A 16,898-nucleotide genomic window follows, 5' to 3' on the forward strand; every position below is an offset into this window, starting at 1 on the left:
CTCTCCTTTCCTAAATAGTTTCTTCCACATAGATAAAGTAATCTCCACCCGAGTTAGCACTGATCACACCATTATCTGTTAATCTAATATAAGCACCGTTAGGATCAATATTTCCATTTTCATCAACAATAGTGAATGTGTGTGTTTGATGGCTTAAATGGTCTTTATAGTTAAACACATATCCTGCTAAATCAATAACCACTAATTTGCTTACATCGGTCACACTCGTACCAAGAGGCATTGTGTGTTGGAATGGCGGGAAGTAGATTTGACGATTCTTAAATCCACCAATCTCATATGTGTCAGTACCTTCAAATAAATTAACCACTTGATTAGATAAGCTCCTAGCTGACATAGATATAATTGAATGTTTACCTTTTGTATCTGTGTCACTAATCTGAATGGTTCTTTGCCATTGTGTTTTATTAGATGAGGTGAATTCATTAATCCAAGTACCATGAGGAATGCTCAAAACAGGTGGTTCAATAAGTTGCTGTGTAGAATTTACTCTGATCCAGTAATTGCTTCCTGTATCACTACTTTGAAATCTGTCATGTTGAGGCTGTAAAGTAATAATAGGGGGTACATGAGCAATGTTTACAACTCTATTCAAAGTGGTGGTGCTACCATTTGCAACTCTATGTGCTACTATTCTAAAGTTTGTTGCAGTGACATTATAATCTCCGCTCATCCTTGTAACAGCTTTTAGTTGCTCATAGTCTTGACTGTTTATAATATCAAGCTGTGAATTAGGAGAGGAGTAGGAAACTAAATCAGAATTACTTATAGAGCTATTAATAACTGCTGACTCGTTATTCTTTAAGGCTTCTTGATAAGAAGGGTAGATGATGTTATAAAATGTGATAGTAGGATGTAAATTGTTTAGACTAAGAACATTTACTTTTTCCTTGTTGCCGAAGTCACTAGTGCTAACCCAATCACTCCAACTACCTGTCTCTGATTGCACTCTGAATCTTACAGGCAGTAATTGGGGAGAGTCTCCTCTATTTGCAATAGTAATCTCAAGAGCATTCTCATTACTATCAGCAGAAACAGTTTTGCTTTTAGCAGCTCCGAAATCTTGAATCTGAATACTTTGCAACTTCACATCTGATTTAATAAAAAGGCTATGTGTATCATTTTCCTTAAGCTCAGTCTGATTGTTAATATATTCGCCAGTGAAATAGGCTTCTTGAACCATAGGCTTATCTTCTTTAACAACCTTTAAAGTGTGATAAGCACCGTCTTCATGAAATACTTTCAACTCTGATTTTCCCTCAATGTTTACAGGTATAGTCGCTTCAAATAGAGGCTGACTACCAACCTGTGTGAACTCTATTAATTCACTTTCAAATGTAATTTCAGGAGCAAATCGTGTATTACCTGTCACAGCTAGTAACTTTACATTAATTAAATCAGTATCCGTAATGACGCTTTCCAGAGTTGTGTTAGTACGGTCAGAATAAACCTTTGCACCAACATTTCCTTCGCCTTGAGGGAATGCATCAACAAAGAACACCCCGCCATTTACACTGTTAGAGCTAGAATGTGGTATCCATTCATTCCTAAAACCATCGAAAATCATCAGCTCTAGCTCAATACCTAAATCTCCTGTGAAAACAAATAGCTGCCCATGTCTACTTTGAGAAGGGTGGGGGAGTTGACTTCCTATTCCGTATCCACCGTTACTTACCATTCGTGAATTATTCATAAGAACACCTCACTAAATCATCTGTCTTCCTAAGTCTCTAAGGAGCGAGATGTAATTACGTAGACCATCAATATTCATAAGCAAGTCAATTGACACATTAAACACTTCATCATTATGTCTGATTCGAATAAACTCATTATTATTCTCATCTTTTTGAATGAAGTCTATAAAGACATTCTGACCACTCTTAATATTCAGCTTAGCTTTCTTGATTTCTTTTGTGTAGCCCTCATACTCAACTGTAAAGTTAGCGCTAGAAAGTGGAGGAAGTAATACCTCAAGAGACTTAGAATCTGCTAATTTAAATAGTCCGAATGGATTTTCTTCAAGCACAGCATTAGCAGAAGTGAAACTAGAATTTTCACCAGTATACACTTGAACATTTACTTCATGATCATACACAAATGTTAATTCCCATTCTTCACTTTGCAGAGATGAAGTGAATGGTCTTTCTTCATTCAGCAGTTCTCTAAAAAACCAAATGTGATTCGTATTCTTGTTCAGTTTAATTGTGTCTTGTGGTTCGCCATTCCTTGAAATACTAATCTCTGTGCCCAATGGAATAGTTGAATTAAAAGAAAGCAGATAATCAGTTAAATATTGAGTAGGGTATTTAGAGCCAAAAAGCGGGTATTCAATTGAAAACTTTACTTTATTCTTTAATGATTCAACTACAACTTCTGTATTATCAATTGCTTCTCTGATTGCTGACACACTACTTTCGTCTCCAATGGAGATGTCTGACTGTGAAAGTAGATCGTAGCCATCTGGTACGCCATAGTCATAGACAGCTTGAGGAGAAATACTAAAAAGTTCCTCTTCACCACCGATGATTTTAAATCTTAACAGCTTATCTTTAAGGAAGTCTAAGGTAATTAATTCGCTGCTATCAGACTTAGATGATAGAGGAGAACGTGTGACTGAATCTAAATTAGATAACCAAAAAGCGTTTGTATCTTCGTTGATTATAAAAGTTCCGCTTGAGATGGATGCTATTTTAATTTCCACCAGTTCTCCAGCCTTAAAGCCAATGTCACTCATTATTAGAATATCTGACACGTATGTGTCAGGTAGCTCATCGCTAATTACAGGATAGTCAATTAAACAGTTTACAGAAGTTGTGTTGTTACCAAATACATTAATGGTTATGTTAGGGAGCACTATCTCACCTCACTTTCAAAATTCAAAAAATCCATACTCGTAAAACCCAGTATTTATAAGGGTCTTTGAGTATGGATTTTTCAATAAAATTCATCTTTTATATAATCTTTGTTATACTTTAAACTAAATAATTAATTGAATAGGTGATACTTCCATGACAATAAAATCTAATTTGAAGTCAATATTAGATGAGCGAAACCTATCTGTATTGCAGGTTTCAAAAGACATAGACTATCGCTATGAGTCTTTAAGGATGATGTATAATAATCAAAATAAACATTTTCCCAAGAAACTTTTAGATAAACTATGTGAATATTTGAATGTGCAACCTAGTGATTTAATTAGCTATGAAGAAGAGAAGAAGACATAAAAAATAGCCTCTTGGATTTTTAGTTTGCTGCACATATATCAATTTTTACATAACCAATAAATAGTAGGACTAACAGCCAATAATACCAACCCACCAAAAATAAGAGGTAATATTGGTGGGTTTTGAATTGCCCAAGACATAAATTCACTCATAGTTACCCTCCTAAATAAGCAATAAAAAAAGACCTGTTACAAGTCTAGGTTTATTATCAATATTTTAACTACATGCTGTTGCACATAATGATCCTATTATTCAGTAGGTTCAGCTACAATTGGTCACCATAGCCATCCACACCAATAGCGGTTAAATCAGCTTTCACTAAATCTCTCCACTGTGCAGGTACTTGGTCAATCGTTCTACGCTTGTTAATAACCAAAACCACATACATATCTACCATATTAATTTCCTCCTTTAAGAGCAGTTTTAACATCTTCACGGAATCTTTCAGGTACACGATCAATTGTCCAATCTTCATTACCTTTTTCTTCGCTGTTGCGAATAAGACGCACATACATTTCCACCATCCTTACGTCACCCTTTCATTAATAATTCTTCGTAGATTGTGGCTAATACTTCAAAGTTAGTAATGTTGTCTTGTTGAATCTGACGTTCGAGACGTTCGATTTTTTCTTCTAGTGTTTCTTGGTACTTAACAGTTTTAGGTTCTGGATTTATGAAAGTGCCATCTCCTAACCTAATTTGACCAATTTCACCTGTTTCTGATTCGATCTCCCCTCCGACAATTGAACTTCCGTAACGCAAGGATATAACTTCATTTTTTGAGTTCATTTTTATAAGTCTCACTTCAATCACCTTCATTCTTTAAATTCAACGACAAAATAACTTAATGTTTTTTCGCCCATTGATTTGACAATATAAATCTCATCACTATTTAAATAATATGACACTCCGAAGTTAGCCACTGAGTTATCATTATTGTTGTCAGTAAAATATTTATGCGTTATCCAAACAATTGAGTTATTTGGGTTAATATTATTTATCGGTATTCCTGCACCGATAAGGTGTCCACCAGTTGCATAAATACCTTTTTGGAAACTTTTTATTGCACTTTCCTCGAACTCGACAACCGTGTATGAAATGTGTATTAACCTGTTATTTACTGTCATTTCTTTTGAAAAAGTTAGAGTGTTTGAGTTTTTTATCTCTGCCATTACAGCAGATGTAGCGCTACCGATATTACTGTCAGGTAAAGAAATATTATTAAGGAATACTACACTCGCACTTGGGTTTACTGTGTCCATACTCACATCTTTTGTTAACTCCGTGGACATTGTCGTATACCCGTTCTGGATACTCTTAATCCCTCCGCCCAATAATCCGATATTATTAGCCATCGTTTGAAAAGCTGCGTCACTACTTGTTGGCACACCTTGGTCAGTAATAGCAGTAGCGACTAAACTTTTCCCATTACTGACAGATGACTTTAAATTATCAATTTCCGTTTCGGTATCACCTTTAAACTGCGTATATTCTGCCGAATGTGCAGTAACGGTTTCTTTTAAAAGGTCAATTTTATTTAAATCTTCATTTACCTTCTGATTTAATTCTTTACGTGATATCTTACCAAAATTGCTCATCAGATACCTCCTTTATTAAACACTTCTTTTTCCTGTGACAAATTTATTTTTACTATCTTTATTAACGAAATGTACCCATACATGATCTCCACTAGTAAACTCCACATCTGGATTACTTGGAATGCGCTGTGACACATCTGAGCCATCAACAAACACCTTAAGCATATTCTCTGACAAAACTTCTTCAACCGATCCTAAATGCCATTCTCCAATTAAGACATTTTCATCATCTAAGATATCATATACGATAGTTCTTATAAGGTTAATTACTTCTCTATTCTTAATCAAATTAATACCTCCTAAATGAAATCCCAGTCATCAATAACTTTTCTATATTTTTTACAATTGAGTGTCATTAGAGAGGGAGTGAGAGGAATTGAAAAAGAATCAAGTAAGTATTTACCTGAAACATCATTCACAGGATCTTCAATTTCAATTATATCGTTCGCATCATGAAGGAAGTTAGGGGAGATGTTCATTTCTAATCTCTCAGTAAAACCAAGTCTCTTCATCAGTTCAAACTTAGCTCTCCATTTACACTCATCCTCAGTTTCCAATACCGAATCAGGACTCCCATTATTGTGCTCGTACAAAACCGTACCAATCTTTTGAATGGAATAGGGGGAATCCTCCCATAGTGGATCAGTTTCATCTACTACCAAGTCAAATCTAGCTTCTGCTGTTTGTCCAGAGCCTGCTAATACTCTTATATAGTTAGCTAGTTCAGATTCATCCATTTTTCTTACATTTCCTGAATAGTAACGCTCATTTCTATCTCCGAACTTATAAGACCAAACAATAGGTTCATTCTCAAATTGATTAAGGTCAATTTTCTTGAGTCTTAAATATCCGTATACATCATAATACACATCGCATTCTGCTAGGAGAGCTAATTCCTCAATCGCATTCCATCTATTATCACTAGATTGGTAAGTGATCTCATACGGTATGGTTTTATCAATGGTGTCAAAGTTAAACATTGTTTCTCCTACACCTTGAGCAATAATTCTGATAGCTGTCCCAATATTTGCTCCGACTTCCAGTGTTGTCTCATTGATAAACTTGCCACGCTTATCAGTCATAAGAAAAGCTTTATCGAATCCAGTAATATTAGCAATACGACCACTCATGTTATTTGAGTCTTCAGGTTCAGATACTACGAATACACCTTGCTGAACATAATGAATCTCACCTTTGAAGTCTTCAAGTCCAATATATAGAATCACACGCTTATCAATCCAAATAAGATTCTCTTCTCCCCAGTTGTATAGCTGCTTATCATTTAGTAGAGAAAAAGTGAATGATCTCCTTACAGGTCTGTCCGCATCTATAGAAATTTCCCCTAAACTTTCCCTTGTTGTTTGCAGAGTTACTTCTTTAAGATAGTTCATTTTATTATCGTAAAGCTCTAATTTAATATGCATTCTTTTAGTAGGTGAATTCATTGCTTGCAAGAATTCAGAAGAAGCAGGTAACATTTAAACACCTCCTAACCATTTCTCATATAATCATCGTAATCATTTACTTCTACTGCTTCGATAGTGAGAGTGTAGTAATCTCTTCCTTTCCAAGTGTTTTTAGGAGAGGACTTTTGAGGGGAGTGCAAGTCTGCTACAAATATCTCACCACTTGAGCCTTTAATAATAAATGGCTTGGGGTTCATAGCAAAGTTATGAATAAATGATTCATATTGTCTTCCTGTGCGATTCCATTCTTCAGGCAAAAATACAGCTTGTAGTTGCATTGAATGATAATTTTGATTGGTATAGAAGATTGAAGGATATTGAGACATGGTTTCAATCTGTTCTCTTCCTTGATTAAGGGTCATAGAGATATCATCAGAGGAATCAATAGTTTTATCAAATCCTACCGTTTCCTTTGTATCTTTATCTACTACCCACCAACCAACAAAGTCCGATTCAATCTCAACTGAATTTGGCTGACCTTCAAGCTCATTCTCACCAACAGGTACGATAGAATAGATGAATCTATCATTAGCTTGAGTGTAGTCGATATATTCAAATTGCTTGTCATTATCAAACGGCTCAGTTGATAGGGTAGTATCTAAGAGGTCATCAATTTTTCTTCGTTTAATAGCAAATTTTTCGATGACAATACCTTCATTCTGAACATTTCCTGCTTCTAAATTACCTAAGAATCTTGCTAGTAAACGGGTCTCTAACCCCCATTGGTCTTTAGTTTGATCATTCTCTGTGCTCATATCTTCAGTAATATGTATTTCATCAAAAATTGCATTGTCTGCTTTAAGAGAGTAAGTGTTTCTAATTTGTCCCGTCTGACTCTCAAAAAATGAAGTTCCATGAAAATCTAAATCAATAAGTGGCATTCATTCACCTCCCATATAAAAATAGGGGAGTGATAAATCCACATCCCCTTAAAGTTTTGTTTTATTATTTTAATTTATAGTTGCTTCACATAATGATCCTGTAGCGCTACACTTGGCTACTTAAAAGATCAGTTAGCTCATTGTAATTCTCCAATGTTAATCTTTCACCCAATAAAAAAACATCCAACATCTGTTGCATGTCCTCTTTCGACTTATAAGACTTTCTTTCGATTGATGATTTAGCTGCTCTGTAAGTTAATGTGTTCATTTAAATCACTCCTAATTATATTTTTATATCCCCATTTCAACCATAAGTAGTCTGAAATCTACGTCTAACAAATAATCCATTTGCTCTTCTACTGCTTCACTTAACGATTTAATATACGGTTGCTCCACGTCAGGCTCATTCGGGTCACGATACTGAAACTCTAGCTCTTTTGTTTCGGGATTTACTCGATAGCTTGACGCTTCTGAAAAGTCTTGAGAATATTGAGTAAAAGGGATTTCTAATAATCTGTATGAATTCGCATTCCTTTCAGATAAAACTTTGAAGTCCGCAATATCTTTTTCGATACTGGTAGGTGTAACAAAGCCGTTAAAACCCCTTTCAACCAATACATCCCCTGTTTCTTTGTCGTAGTATATTCTCCTAATATTAGTATCCATACTTACCTCCTTATTCAAAAGCGCTCCAAAAAACAGAACTGCTAAAAGCTCCTATGTCTATGATCCCTCCACCAGTCCTCCTTAATATTGTTATTTTAGTGTATTCACTTGTAGGAGTGTTTGATTCAAGCAGTACACGAATCGGTAGACCGCCAGTCGATGATACACCATTCCAAGAGTTGTACCATGTCTGATTTAAGCGGAACTTCGCTAACAACCACGTATTATTAAAGTTAAAACCTATATTTATTATCGAAGGCACAAACCCAAGATTTGAAATCTCTACGTATGCGGAAGTTGAGTCTGATTCTAATTTTATCGGCAAACCAGACCCACTTGCTTTTTTAACCCCCATGTCAATTTGCCCTACTTTGGTTGCTAGTTGAGAAAGTGTGTCTGAGGATGAAGCGGATACGCCCTTACTATTCACTGCTGTAGCAATAGAGTTTCTACGAGCGTTCAACGTGTTAGCCATTGTATTTAATGCGGCTGTATTTGTCGTACTTCCTAAGATAGGTGCGATGACATTCTTTATATCTTGCGTCTTGTTTTTTAGTTGGGCGGAGGTATCAGTTTCTAATAATGGACTGCCAACAACTCCTGCCCAATCCGCTTTTAAGTTATTGGCATTTGTAAAAAGCTCATTTAGTGAGCCTTTTAATGTTTTATCTGTTGTTAGTAATTCTGCTGTTCCTAGTTGTTGCTCATATTCTGCCTTATGTTCATCAACGTCTTCTTTTAAAATACCGATTTTATCATGAGCTGAATCTATATCTTCTACAACTTCAGGTTTAAGTTTTTCTCTTCCAACAGTGCCATCTTGAATCATATTTCCATCGCCATAAGTAGGGTCAATTAAATAGTTTTTAATGACACGAAACTCAAAGAATATAGCTTCTTCAGTGCCGTCCCACATTCCGCTAATCCTATCAATTGAGCTGCCATTTGGATTAATAGTATAATGCTCATTTTCAGAAAGGGGAGTTTGGTTTTGAATTACATGTAATATATCGGTTGAGCGATTGAATTGAGAGATTCCAATAGGTATATTGTTTCTAGTGTCAACTACATGAACGATATTTTTAAATTCTCTAGTTCCTGTGGACTGTCCTCTCGTTACTGCTAAACTCCAATAAATTGTATCTTGATTTGGGTTTGGTTCATTTCCAATATTGTCTTGTAAGCAAGCATACATTTGCCCACCAAATTGAACAGCATCATCTTGAATATACTGTATTGAGGGATTATATGAGCCTTTATATCTAAGACCTGTTCCTGCTTCACCTCTGTCTCCTTTTGCACCACGCTGAGCAATTTTAGCCCAGTATTGAGTATTTGCTAGTGGATTAGGTGAGTTTCCTTGGGTACTTTGTCTTGCTATATATGATTCACCTTGGAATGATACAATATTTTTCTTATTGTAAAGAGTGGAAGGATTGTAAACATCCTCAAAGCGAAATTTATCTATTTCATTTTGAAATTCAACTTGCTTTTGCTGAATGAATCCAACTGTCTCTTCAAGAAAGAATTGTTGCGTATTAATTAATGCATCCTGAAATTTATTCCACTCTTCAGGGTCAATAAATGCATAGGACAATTCTTGCGCTAATTGATTAAGTCTATTATTTTCAGTATCAGTTCTGCCTGTTTTAAGTTTCAATTGCTGATATTCAACAACTTTATTTCTATCAGATGCTTGAATAGGGTATTTTCTAATAAAGGAGTCTACTTGCTCTGGAAAACTTGAATAATTCATTTATTAAACCACCTCGCTTGCTTTTAAGTTATAATCATCATTGACTTGCTGAATAAACACAAATAGAGTATCTGAATCAACTTTCTCACTCACATACCTTGCGTACATTCCATTAATATGTTTAAGCAGATGAAATTGATTATCTATGTAGGAGAGTGTAGTATAGCCATTGCTTCCTCTGATATTAAGAATCTCTTTGTTTTTAATAGGATTCTCAATCCAAAGTTTTAATGTATAGTCATTGTCAACAGTAAAACCCTCATCAAACTCCACATGGCAAGAATCTCTTAGATCAATTTTCTGATTGTCGATGTAATTCAGTTCCTCACAATTACTCTGACCAATTATTTGAATAACTTTCCAAGAAAGTTTTATACCTGCATTATCTACATTTTCAGCCTTGAGTTGAACATTGGTTTGTGGTCTGGTGTATAAAACATAGAAAGGTATTTTTCCTGTAGTGTTGGTTAGACCTCTTGAGCTAGTTACCTGAACTTCAATGAAGTAATTTGCCTGTGAAGACAGATTATTAACTAAAAATTGTAGAACTTCACTAGTGGTTAAGCCCGATTCATGTATTTTAGACTGATTTGAATTATAAACATAGAATATGTGATTCCTAATAGGTAGTCCCTCTGCTTGAGTATATTCTGCTTCAAATAAATAAGTAGGGGAATTGATTTGATTTGGAACTGCTATTGAAACATTCGGTCTTGATGACGTTTGAAATATAATCGGATCAGAGGTTGCTTGACTGTTAGCTTGATTATAAACAGTGACTAGTAGTTTATATTCCTTCCCATTTTCAATTAGGGTAGGGGAGAGGGAGTGATTAGTAGAGTAGCTATTTATTCTACTTGTAGTATAGATTAATGAGTTATCAAGATTGCTTAAAATGTCTATTTTATAAGCTACAGATACATCACCTGAAATTCTCCATGAAATCCTATTCTGCTCATTTGCATCTATGGTTGTACCTCTTATATTAATATCAAATGGTTTTTGCATAATTCACCTCCAAGTAAGAAGAAAAAGCCATAGCATTATCGCTTATGGCTTTTCGTAAGATGTTTAATTTGTGATAAGAAGTTCTCAGCATTGTCTGTTTTAATTGTGAAGTCCTTTAAATGGTAATGATTTTCTGTGATAGGCTGAAGCATTTGTGCGCTCACAGGTTTAATTGAACCCATTAATTTTTGTAGGTTAGGGGCAGCAAACTTCGCTAAATTGTCTTGTGGCGAATATAGTTCATTGTTTAGAGCTTTGATGACCGTCTCATTGGCATTTGTATTTAGTAGTTTATTCATTAACTCTGTAAACTTATTAGGTTTACTGTCACCAACGATACCACCTGTATGATAAGCCTTTAAGCCATCAGAAGTGTGCCATGTTCCTGTTCCACTATTGTATGATAGCCCTAAATTTTTTCCTATTTGTTGATTTTCCGCAGCTAACCTATCTTTTTCGGCTTGATTTGTTGTATTAGCCCAAGCTTGACTGTTTTGTTTCATTTGGTCTATACCAGTAGGAGAAGAATTACCCCCATTTGATGGGCTACTACCTGCTGACCCTCCTGAGACATTAGGCGCAGAAAGTTGCATATTACCTAAAGACCTAAAGGCTTGCACGATTTCATTGATTTGCTTCTGAACATCGTTTCCAAACTCGCCTAAACTTAATAGCGTATCAGCGTAGAAAGTTTCCATTAGCGCATCGAAATCTTTAGTTCCTTTTTGAACTTCTTTAATTAATTCATCCCATTGCTTACCTGTTTCTTCAAGATGTTTGTTTTGAAGTTGCTGTAATTGATTAAGTTTATCACTTGTGTCTGCAACTAGCCCATTATATAGAGTATTAAGAGCATTCTTTTGGAGATTTAGCTCTGCAATTTCTTGTTGATGAATATTCTTTGTCTTGTCGAGTTTGTTTTGCATCTCGTTAATTTCATCTTGCATTGCTTCACGAATATCGTCACGTTCATACTGTTCAAGAAGCTCATCTCGTTGTTTCTCTAACTCTTTCAGTCTACCCTTGTCATAGGTAAGAATTTCTTCTCCATCTTCTGTGATATAGGAGAATCGTTTGTCATTTCTTACTTTTTCAATTTCATCTAGAAGTTCTTGCAATCTTTTATTTCGATCAAGTTGTTTTTCTTCTTTGTCTAGTTGTTGTAGCTGTTCTTGTTTTAATTTAATTTGATTTTGTAGTGAGTCTTCTATCTTTTTGTGGTTTAACTGAGTATCACGTATTTGCTTATCGAGAGCATCTATTTGATTTTTAATTACATTTGCATAAGCAGATTGCTCTCTGATTAGTTGCTCAAGCTCTTGTTTGTTTTCGCTTGTTTTCTTTGTCATTAAATCGACTGCATTTGCAATACTAATAATTTCATCTCTTGTCTGAGATAGACTATTTCTTAAATCATATGTAGAGTCTCTAAAGAGAGCATTATTAATAAACCTCTCATCAATACGATCTAACTCATAGATTAAGTCATCAATATTATCAAGGAATTCGGTTGTATTGAAGATCTCATCCTTTTTAATGAGTTCTTCTAACTCTTTATTGAGTTTTTCATAAGCTTTCTGAAGACCTTCTATGTATTGACCTTTTTGCTCCTCAAGTTTTGAACCAATAAAGTCCCTCTGTGCTTGTCTGACAGACTCAATTTCATGTCTAACATCCCACCAAGCTAACCCTAAATCACTAATCATCTCTTCATATTCTGCAACTTGTGCAGGTGTAAGCATCCCACTAGCAATTTGGTCTCTTAAAAAGTTTGCCTGATTGTGAAGAGTTTGTTGTTTATAAGCTAGTTGTGCTAATTGCTTATCAACTCTGTCTGTGTAGTTTTCTGTTCCTTGGTCTATGTATTGTAATTCGTTTGATAAGCGCTTGACATAGCGATCAATTCCTTGGGTTCTTTTATCAAACTGAGTCATTTTAGCTTCAATAAATGCTTCTCTTAATTGAGCTAATCTGTCCACGCCAATTTCTAGCTCATTGTTCACATCGGAGAGAGCAGTTCTAAATTCCTGCATATCCTTAGCGGTTAATTTCCCACTGTTAATGGCTTTCTCGTACTCTTCTTGCTTTCTGCCAAGCAATCTGTTGTGTTCAGCTATATGTTTACTTTCTTGATCAAGGCTTGCTACATATGCATTCGAACCTACTACCAGCTTTTCTCTCTCTCTTTGTAGGCGAGCGATTGAACCTTCTTGCTGATCCATTAAACGCTCTAACTGAGTCATTTTCTCACGAACACGATCAGCATTTCTTTCAGCCTGTTCTAAAGAGACACCTTCTCTACGTAATCTTGCCTCATCACGCATGACTGAGAATTCATGTCTGCCCGCCTCAGAAATCTTGGTGCTATTTGAAAATTGACCAGCTTTGTATTGAATCTCATTTAATTGTTTGTCAATTAGAGAGTTTAGATAGTTAATTTGATTTAGTGCTGCATCACGGTCTTTGTGACCTTCTGGAAGTCTATCAATAATATTTTGCTGTTCTTCGATACTGCGCTCAAGGTGAGCAATTGTTCGTTCATGGTTATCGATTAATCCATGAAAATATTCTTCTTGTAATTTTTGTTGTTGCAGGTAGAGGGAGTGTTGTTCAGCTTGCATATCTTCAATAGACTGACCTTGATTGAATAGTGCTTGTTGATGTTGAGCATAATTACCGATATTGCCCATTTGATTATGTCTTCTTGCGCCTGTATACCTTGAACTCCAATAGCTAGAGTTTAAATCTGCTTCTGTCTGTAATCCACTACTTCCCATATGAGTGAATTTCCCATCACCTTTGTAAATACCCACATGAGAAAATTGTTTACCAGTTGTATTGAAGAATACTAAATCTCCAGCTTGCAAGTTAGACTTTGATACATTTTGCATGTTTGAGTCATTTGCTTGAAGGTGTGCTGTACGTGGAAGCTTAATACCTAAAAACTCATCAAACATTTCTTGAACAAATTGAGAGCAGTCTGCTACGGCACGATTGATGAACTGATCAAAAGTACCATTGAAGTTACCACCAATTTGACCATATCTGAAAGTACCACTATTTTGAAATTGTCTGGCTTGGCTAAAAAGAGCATCTAAAGAATTGCTTGAAGCTGGGGCTGAAGCAGCATTAACACTTCCGCCAAAATCACGTTGATAACCTAAAACCTTTGGCACATAGTTACGAGTCTCTTTAAAAGGAATGTTACCCCATTGTCCATTTCTTTCCCACTTTTTAACATTTCCCGCACCTGCATTATAAGCAGCTAATGCTTTTTCGATATCTCCTCCGAATGCCTTAAGCTGCATCGAAAGATAACGAGCACCTGCCATAATATTCTGCTCAGGATCGTAAGAATTTTTAACACCTAAGCTAGCGGCAGTGGCAGGCATTAATTGCATTAAACCTCTAGCCCCTGCGTGAGAGCGAGCATTAGGGTTGAAATTTGATTCTGCTTTTATAACTGCTGCGATTAAATTAGGATCGAGACCATACTGACTAGCTGCACGGTTGATGATATCAGAGTATTGACCTGAGTAAGTACCACCACTAGCTCTTACGGAAGAGGCAGAAACTACACCACTTTGATAAACTTGCCCCATCTGTTCAAGTCGCTCTAGCTCTTTAATTTGCCTTCCAATTTCTTCTCGTTTTTCTTTAGTTAAGCGAATTTCTTCCTTCATTGCACGTTGCCAACGAGTAGAACCACGCAGTAAATTATTACGTGCGTTTTGCTGCTTAGACATTTCACGATTAAGATCGTCTAAAACTTTTTTGTGCTTATCAGCGAGGAAGATTTCTTTTTCTTTTTCTTTGTTAGCGTCTTTAGTGGCTTTCTCATTGTCTTTTGTGGCACGAGTATTACGCTCTTTGTAATCTGTATTCTTAGCTAAGGCGTCTGTTGCTTGAGATAAACTAGGGATTTCAAGATCAATTGCCGATTGGAGGTTTTCAATTGTAGATTGATAGTAGTTGCCAACTGCATTCTGAAACATTGAAACATTACTAGTAACAGGGAGAGAGCCATGTTCAAGTAAGTGATTTAATCTATACGCACCTTCACCAGTTCGTTGAATCTCATCTTGAATGTTTTTAGCGATTTCCCTATGAACAGTAGCTAAGCGATTTAATGCATTAATCTCTTCTTGCATGTGACTAATACGAGCCTTTGTAGAAATAGCAGAAGCTAAGTTACGTGCATCTTGAGAAGATAATTCACCTTTAGCGAGTAGGTCAATAGCATGCTCAAGAATATCTGCTTGTCTAGCTTCCTCTGCCATTGCATCAATATGTAATTCTGTACCGTTTACTAGGTGAGGGAAGATAGAAGAGAGGTATTCTTTAGTGTCTGCAAGTTGATTTTCGATGTGGGTTAAATCTTCACCATTGTTAGCTGCTTCTTGAAGAGCCATTGTCAAAACATCATAAGCTGCAATTGCATTGTAAACTTCTTCTGTGTTAAGTCGAGTAGAGCCGAGTAGCTGATCGTGAAGAGAGGTGAGTTCTTGTACTTTATCGGCTTGATCGTCTAGGGAGTCGTTGTATGGTATAATTTGCCCGTTTAGTTCTCGGTAAATTTCAATTCCTTCTTCATTGAGCATATTCAATCGCTCAACGGAAGTTATTGGTATTTTGCCTTCGATATCCTCAAATAACCCTAATGCTAACTGGTCTTGAAGCTCCTTGAATTCATTTTTTAGAGCTTGAACTAATGAAGATGCATCTGCAAAGCCGACACCTTCCAGTTTAGAAGCATATGCTTCCCAATCTGTTCCACCTTCTAAAACTTCATTATGTACCGTTTTTAACTCTTCTAACATCTCTTTGGACTCTGCTAATTCAGAAAGGTTTATATCAAGCTCAATCAAGGATTCTAAGTTGAAATTATTACCAAGCTCACTACGCAACACAGCTAGATTTTCAGCATAATCAAGAACCTCATCGGAAATGTTGTTTAAGCTTTCTAAATTACCTTTTGCAACTTCAGTCATATCAATCATTTCACTTTTGGTTGATTGGTATTGATCTACTAATAAAAGGTCGCTATCGGTAAGTTTTTGTGTAACTTCTTCAAGTTCCATTCTAGCTCTTGCATTATCTCGTGTGGATTCTTCTACACTTAGATTGACTAGCTTTATCTTATGCTCAGCGCTTTCTAAGTCTCTTTCGAGCTTAATTATTTCCCTTTCTATCTCTTCATCTGAATATCCTCTAAGAGTCTTTAAAGATCGAACAAAACCATCATCATCATACTTTGCAAGAGTTTTTTGTGCTTTTTCGTACTCTTTCTGATAATCTTTTAAGTCCTCAATATGACTATCGATATCATCACCAAAACCCGCTACGGTTTCTTGATTCTCTAACTGTCTTAGTCTTTCAAGGTGTTTCACTTCAAGCTCAATCGCTTCCGCAGATCTTAGATGAGACTGACCCTTTTCATCAATACGAGAGGTGAATTGGGGCATCAGCTCATTTAAATCGTTGGAAACTTCGAGTAACCTGTCACTTTCTTCTTGAGTTAATTTGGTTTTAGATGAAAGCTCAACATATTCACCAGATAAGCTTTTAATTCTTGAACTATTCTCACTAAATGATTTTTGCTGTTCCTTTAAGTTTTCTTCAAACTTATTAGTCTCTTCTCTTGCTTCGGCAAAATTTGTTATTAATTTCTCTAGCCCATATCCTATCGCTACAAGTCCTGCCCCAACAACAGTTGAAGCAAGTAAGCCTCTAAGTGCTACCTTTACTCCAGTGATAGCTTTAGCTAACAAGCCTTTTGCAACAGTCAAAGCTCTTGTTGAAGTGAGTAAAGTAGTATTATGTAGGACAGCTTGTTTTTTCACTATATTTGAAGATGACAGAGAGGCTGTGTTTTTATTGATGGAAGCAGTTAGAGCCGCTTTACTTACAGTAAGGTGCTGATTGGTTCTAGATGCCTCAACAGTTGCTCTGCTGTACTTTCTAGAAGATTGAGACAATAGCTCTGTAGTAGTTTGAGCTTTAAATCCTTCGGCAACAAAGTTTGATAGGTGTCTGTTTAGCAATAAGATTAAAGGAGATGTAGCACTTAAAATTACTGGTAGCGCACCCATTGTGTCAATTAATTGTGTGACTGCTTGAATAGCATTCGTCACTACAGTTACAAACGCAACTATAGCGTCATCAGCAAAAGATTCTCCAATTGAGACATAAGCTGCTGTTATACTATTGCGCATTTTATTAATTTTTGCTTCCCTTTTTACCCCATCTTTCGATGTACTTTAACACTTATTTAAAAGTGG

Annotated in this window: 15 protein-coding genes; 1 reads left to right on the forward strand and 14 read right to left on the reverse strand. The window is 35.9% G+C overall.

Going from position 1 to position 16,898, the window contains the following annotated elements:
• Positions 1-10 precede the first annotated feature (10 nt).
• Complete coding sequence (locus tag PQ478_RS08325; protein WP_289236437.1) at positions 11-1,711, reverse strand: hypothetical protein; 1,701 nt, start codon at positions 1,709-1,711, stop codon at positions 11-13.
• A 12-nt stretch (positions 1,712-1,723) separates the two neighbouring features.
• On the reverse strand, positions 1,724-2,872 hold the full coding sequence (locus tag PQ478_RS08330) for a hypothetical protein (RefSeq protein WP_289236438.1): 1,149 nt from the start codon (positions 2,870-2,872) through the stop codon (positions 1,724-1,726).
• A 154-nt stretch (positions 2,873-3,026) separates the two neighbouring features.
• Between PQ478_RS08330 and PQ478_RS08335 the strand changes: the two genes are divergently transcribed.
• Positions 3,027-3,242 (forward strand): helix-turn-helix domain-containing protein, encoded by a 216-nt coding sequence (locus tag PQ478_RS08335; protein ID WP_289236439.1) that lies wholly within the window; start codon positions 3,027-3,029, stop codon positions 3,240-3,242.
• A gap of 265 nt (positions 3,243-3,507) precedes the next feature.
• Here the strand turns inward: PQ478_RS08335 and PQ478_RS08340 are convergent, their stop codons facing one another.
• The 12 genes from PQ478_RS08340 to PQ478_RS08395 all read right to left on the reverse strand — a co-directional run bounded on the left by PQ478_RS08340 (position 3,508) and on the right by PQ478_RS08395 (position 16,832).
• Positions 3,508-3,639, reverse strand: a complete 132-nt coding sequence (locus PQ478_RS08340) for a CD1375 family protein (protein WP_289236440.1) — start codon at positions 3,637-3,639, stop codon at positions 3,508-3,510.
• 1 nt (position 3,640) lies between these two features.
• The gene (locus PQ478_RS08345; protein WP_289236441.1) at positions 3,641-3,766 is read right to left on the reverse strand and encodes a CD1375 family protein; all 126 of its coding nucleotides are present in this window, start codon (positions 3,764-3,766) and stop codon (positions 3,641-3,643) included.
• Positions 3,767-3,773: 7 nt separating this feature from the next.
• A complete protein-coding gene (locus PQ478_RS08350; protein ID WP_289236442.1) occupies positions 3,774-4,046 on the reverse strand; it encodes a hypothetical protein in 273 nt (90 codons plus the stop codon).
• Positions 4,047-4,057: 11 nt separating this feature from the next.
• Positions 4,058-4,840 (reverse strand): hypothetical protein, encoded by a 783-nt coding sequence (locus PQ478_RS08355; protein WP_289236443.1) that lies wholly within the window; start codon positions 4,838-4,840, stop codon positions 4,058-4,060.
• 15 nt (positions 4,841-4,855) lie between these two features.
• Entirely contained in the window at positions 4,856-5,128 is a 273-nt protein-coding gene (locus PQ478_RS08360) for a hypothetical protein (RefSeq protein WP_289236444.1), read from the reverse strand.
• 11 nt (positions 5,129-5,139) lie between these two features.
• Positions 5,140-6,318, reverse strand: coding sequence for a hypothetical protein (locus tag PQ478_RS08365; RefSeq protein WP_289236445.1), 1,179 nt, complete (start codon positions 6,316-6,318; stop codon positions 5,140-5,142).
• An 11-nt stretch (positions 6,319-6,329) separates the two neighbouring features.
• Positions 6,330-7,187 carry a hypothetical protein gene (locus PQ478_RS08370; protein ID WP_289236446.1) on the reverse strand — a complete coding sequence of 286 codons (858 nt, stop codon included), beginning with the start codon at positions 7,185-7,187 and terminating at the stop codon, positions 6,330-6,332.
• 106 nt (positions 7,188-7,293) lie between these two features.
• Positions 7,294-7,455, reverse strand: coding sequence for a hypothetical protein (locus PQ478_RS08375; RefSeq protein WP_289236447.1), 162 nt, complete (start codon positions 7,453-7,455; stop codon positions 7,294-7,296).
• A gap of 23 nt (positions 7,456-7,478) precedes the next feature.
• Positions 7,479-7,853, reverse strand: coding sequence for a hypothetical protein (locus PQ478_RS08380; protein ID WP_289236448.1), 375 nt, complete (start codon positions 7,851-7,853; stop codon positions 7,479-7,481).
• A 10-nt stretch (positions 7,854-7,863) separates the two neighbouring features.
• The gene (locus tag PQ478_RS08385; protein WP_289236449.1) at positions 7,864-9,609 is read right to left on the reverse strand and encodes a hypothetical protein; all 1,746 of its coding nucleotides are present in this window, start codon (positions 9,607-9,609) and stop codon (positions 7,864-7,866) included.
• 3 nt (positions 9,610-9,612) lie between these two features.
• Positions 9,613-10,617, reverse strand: a complete 1,005-nt coding sequence (locus tag PQ478_RS08390; protein ID WP_289236450.1) for a hypothetical protein — start codon at positions 10,615-10,617, stop codon at positions 9,613-9,615.
• Between the two features lie 35 nt (positions 10,618-10,652).
• A complete protein-coding gene (locus PQ478_RS08395) occupies positions 10,653-16,832 on the reverse strand; it encodes a transglycosylase SLT domain-containing protein (protein ID WP_289236451.1) in 6,180 nt (2,059 codons plus the stop codon).
• Positions 16,833-16,898 lie beyond the last annotated feature (66 nt).

This window comes from Alkalihalophilus pseudofirmus (assembly GCF_029094545.1).
Lineage (GTDB): Bacteria > Bacillota > Bacilli > Bacillales > Bacillaceae_D > Alkalihalophilus > Alkalihalophilus pseudofirmus.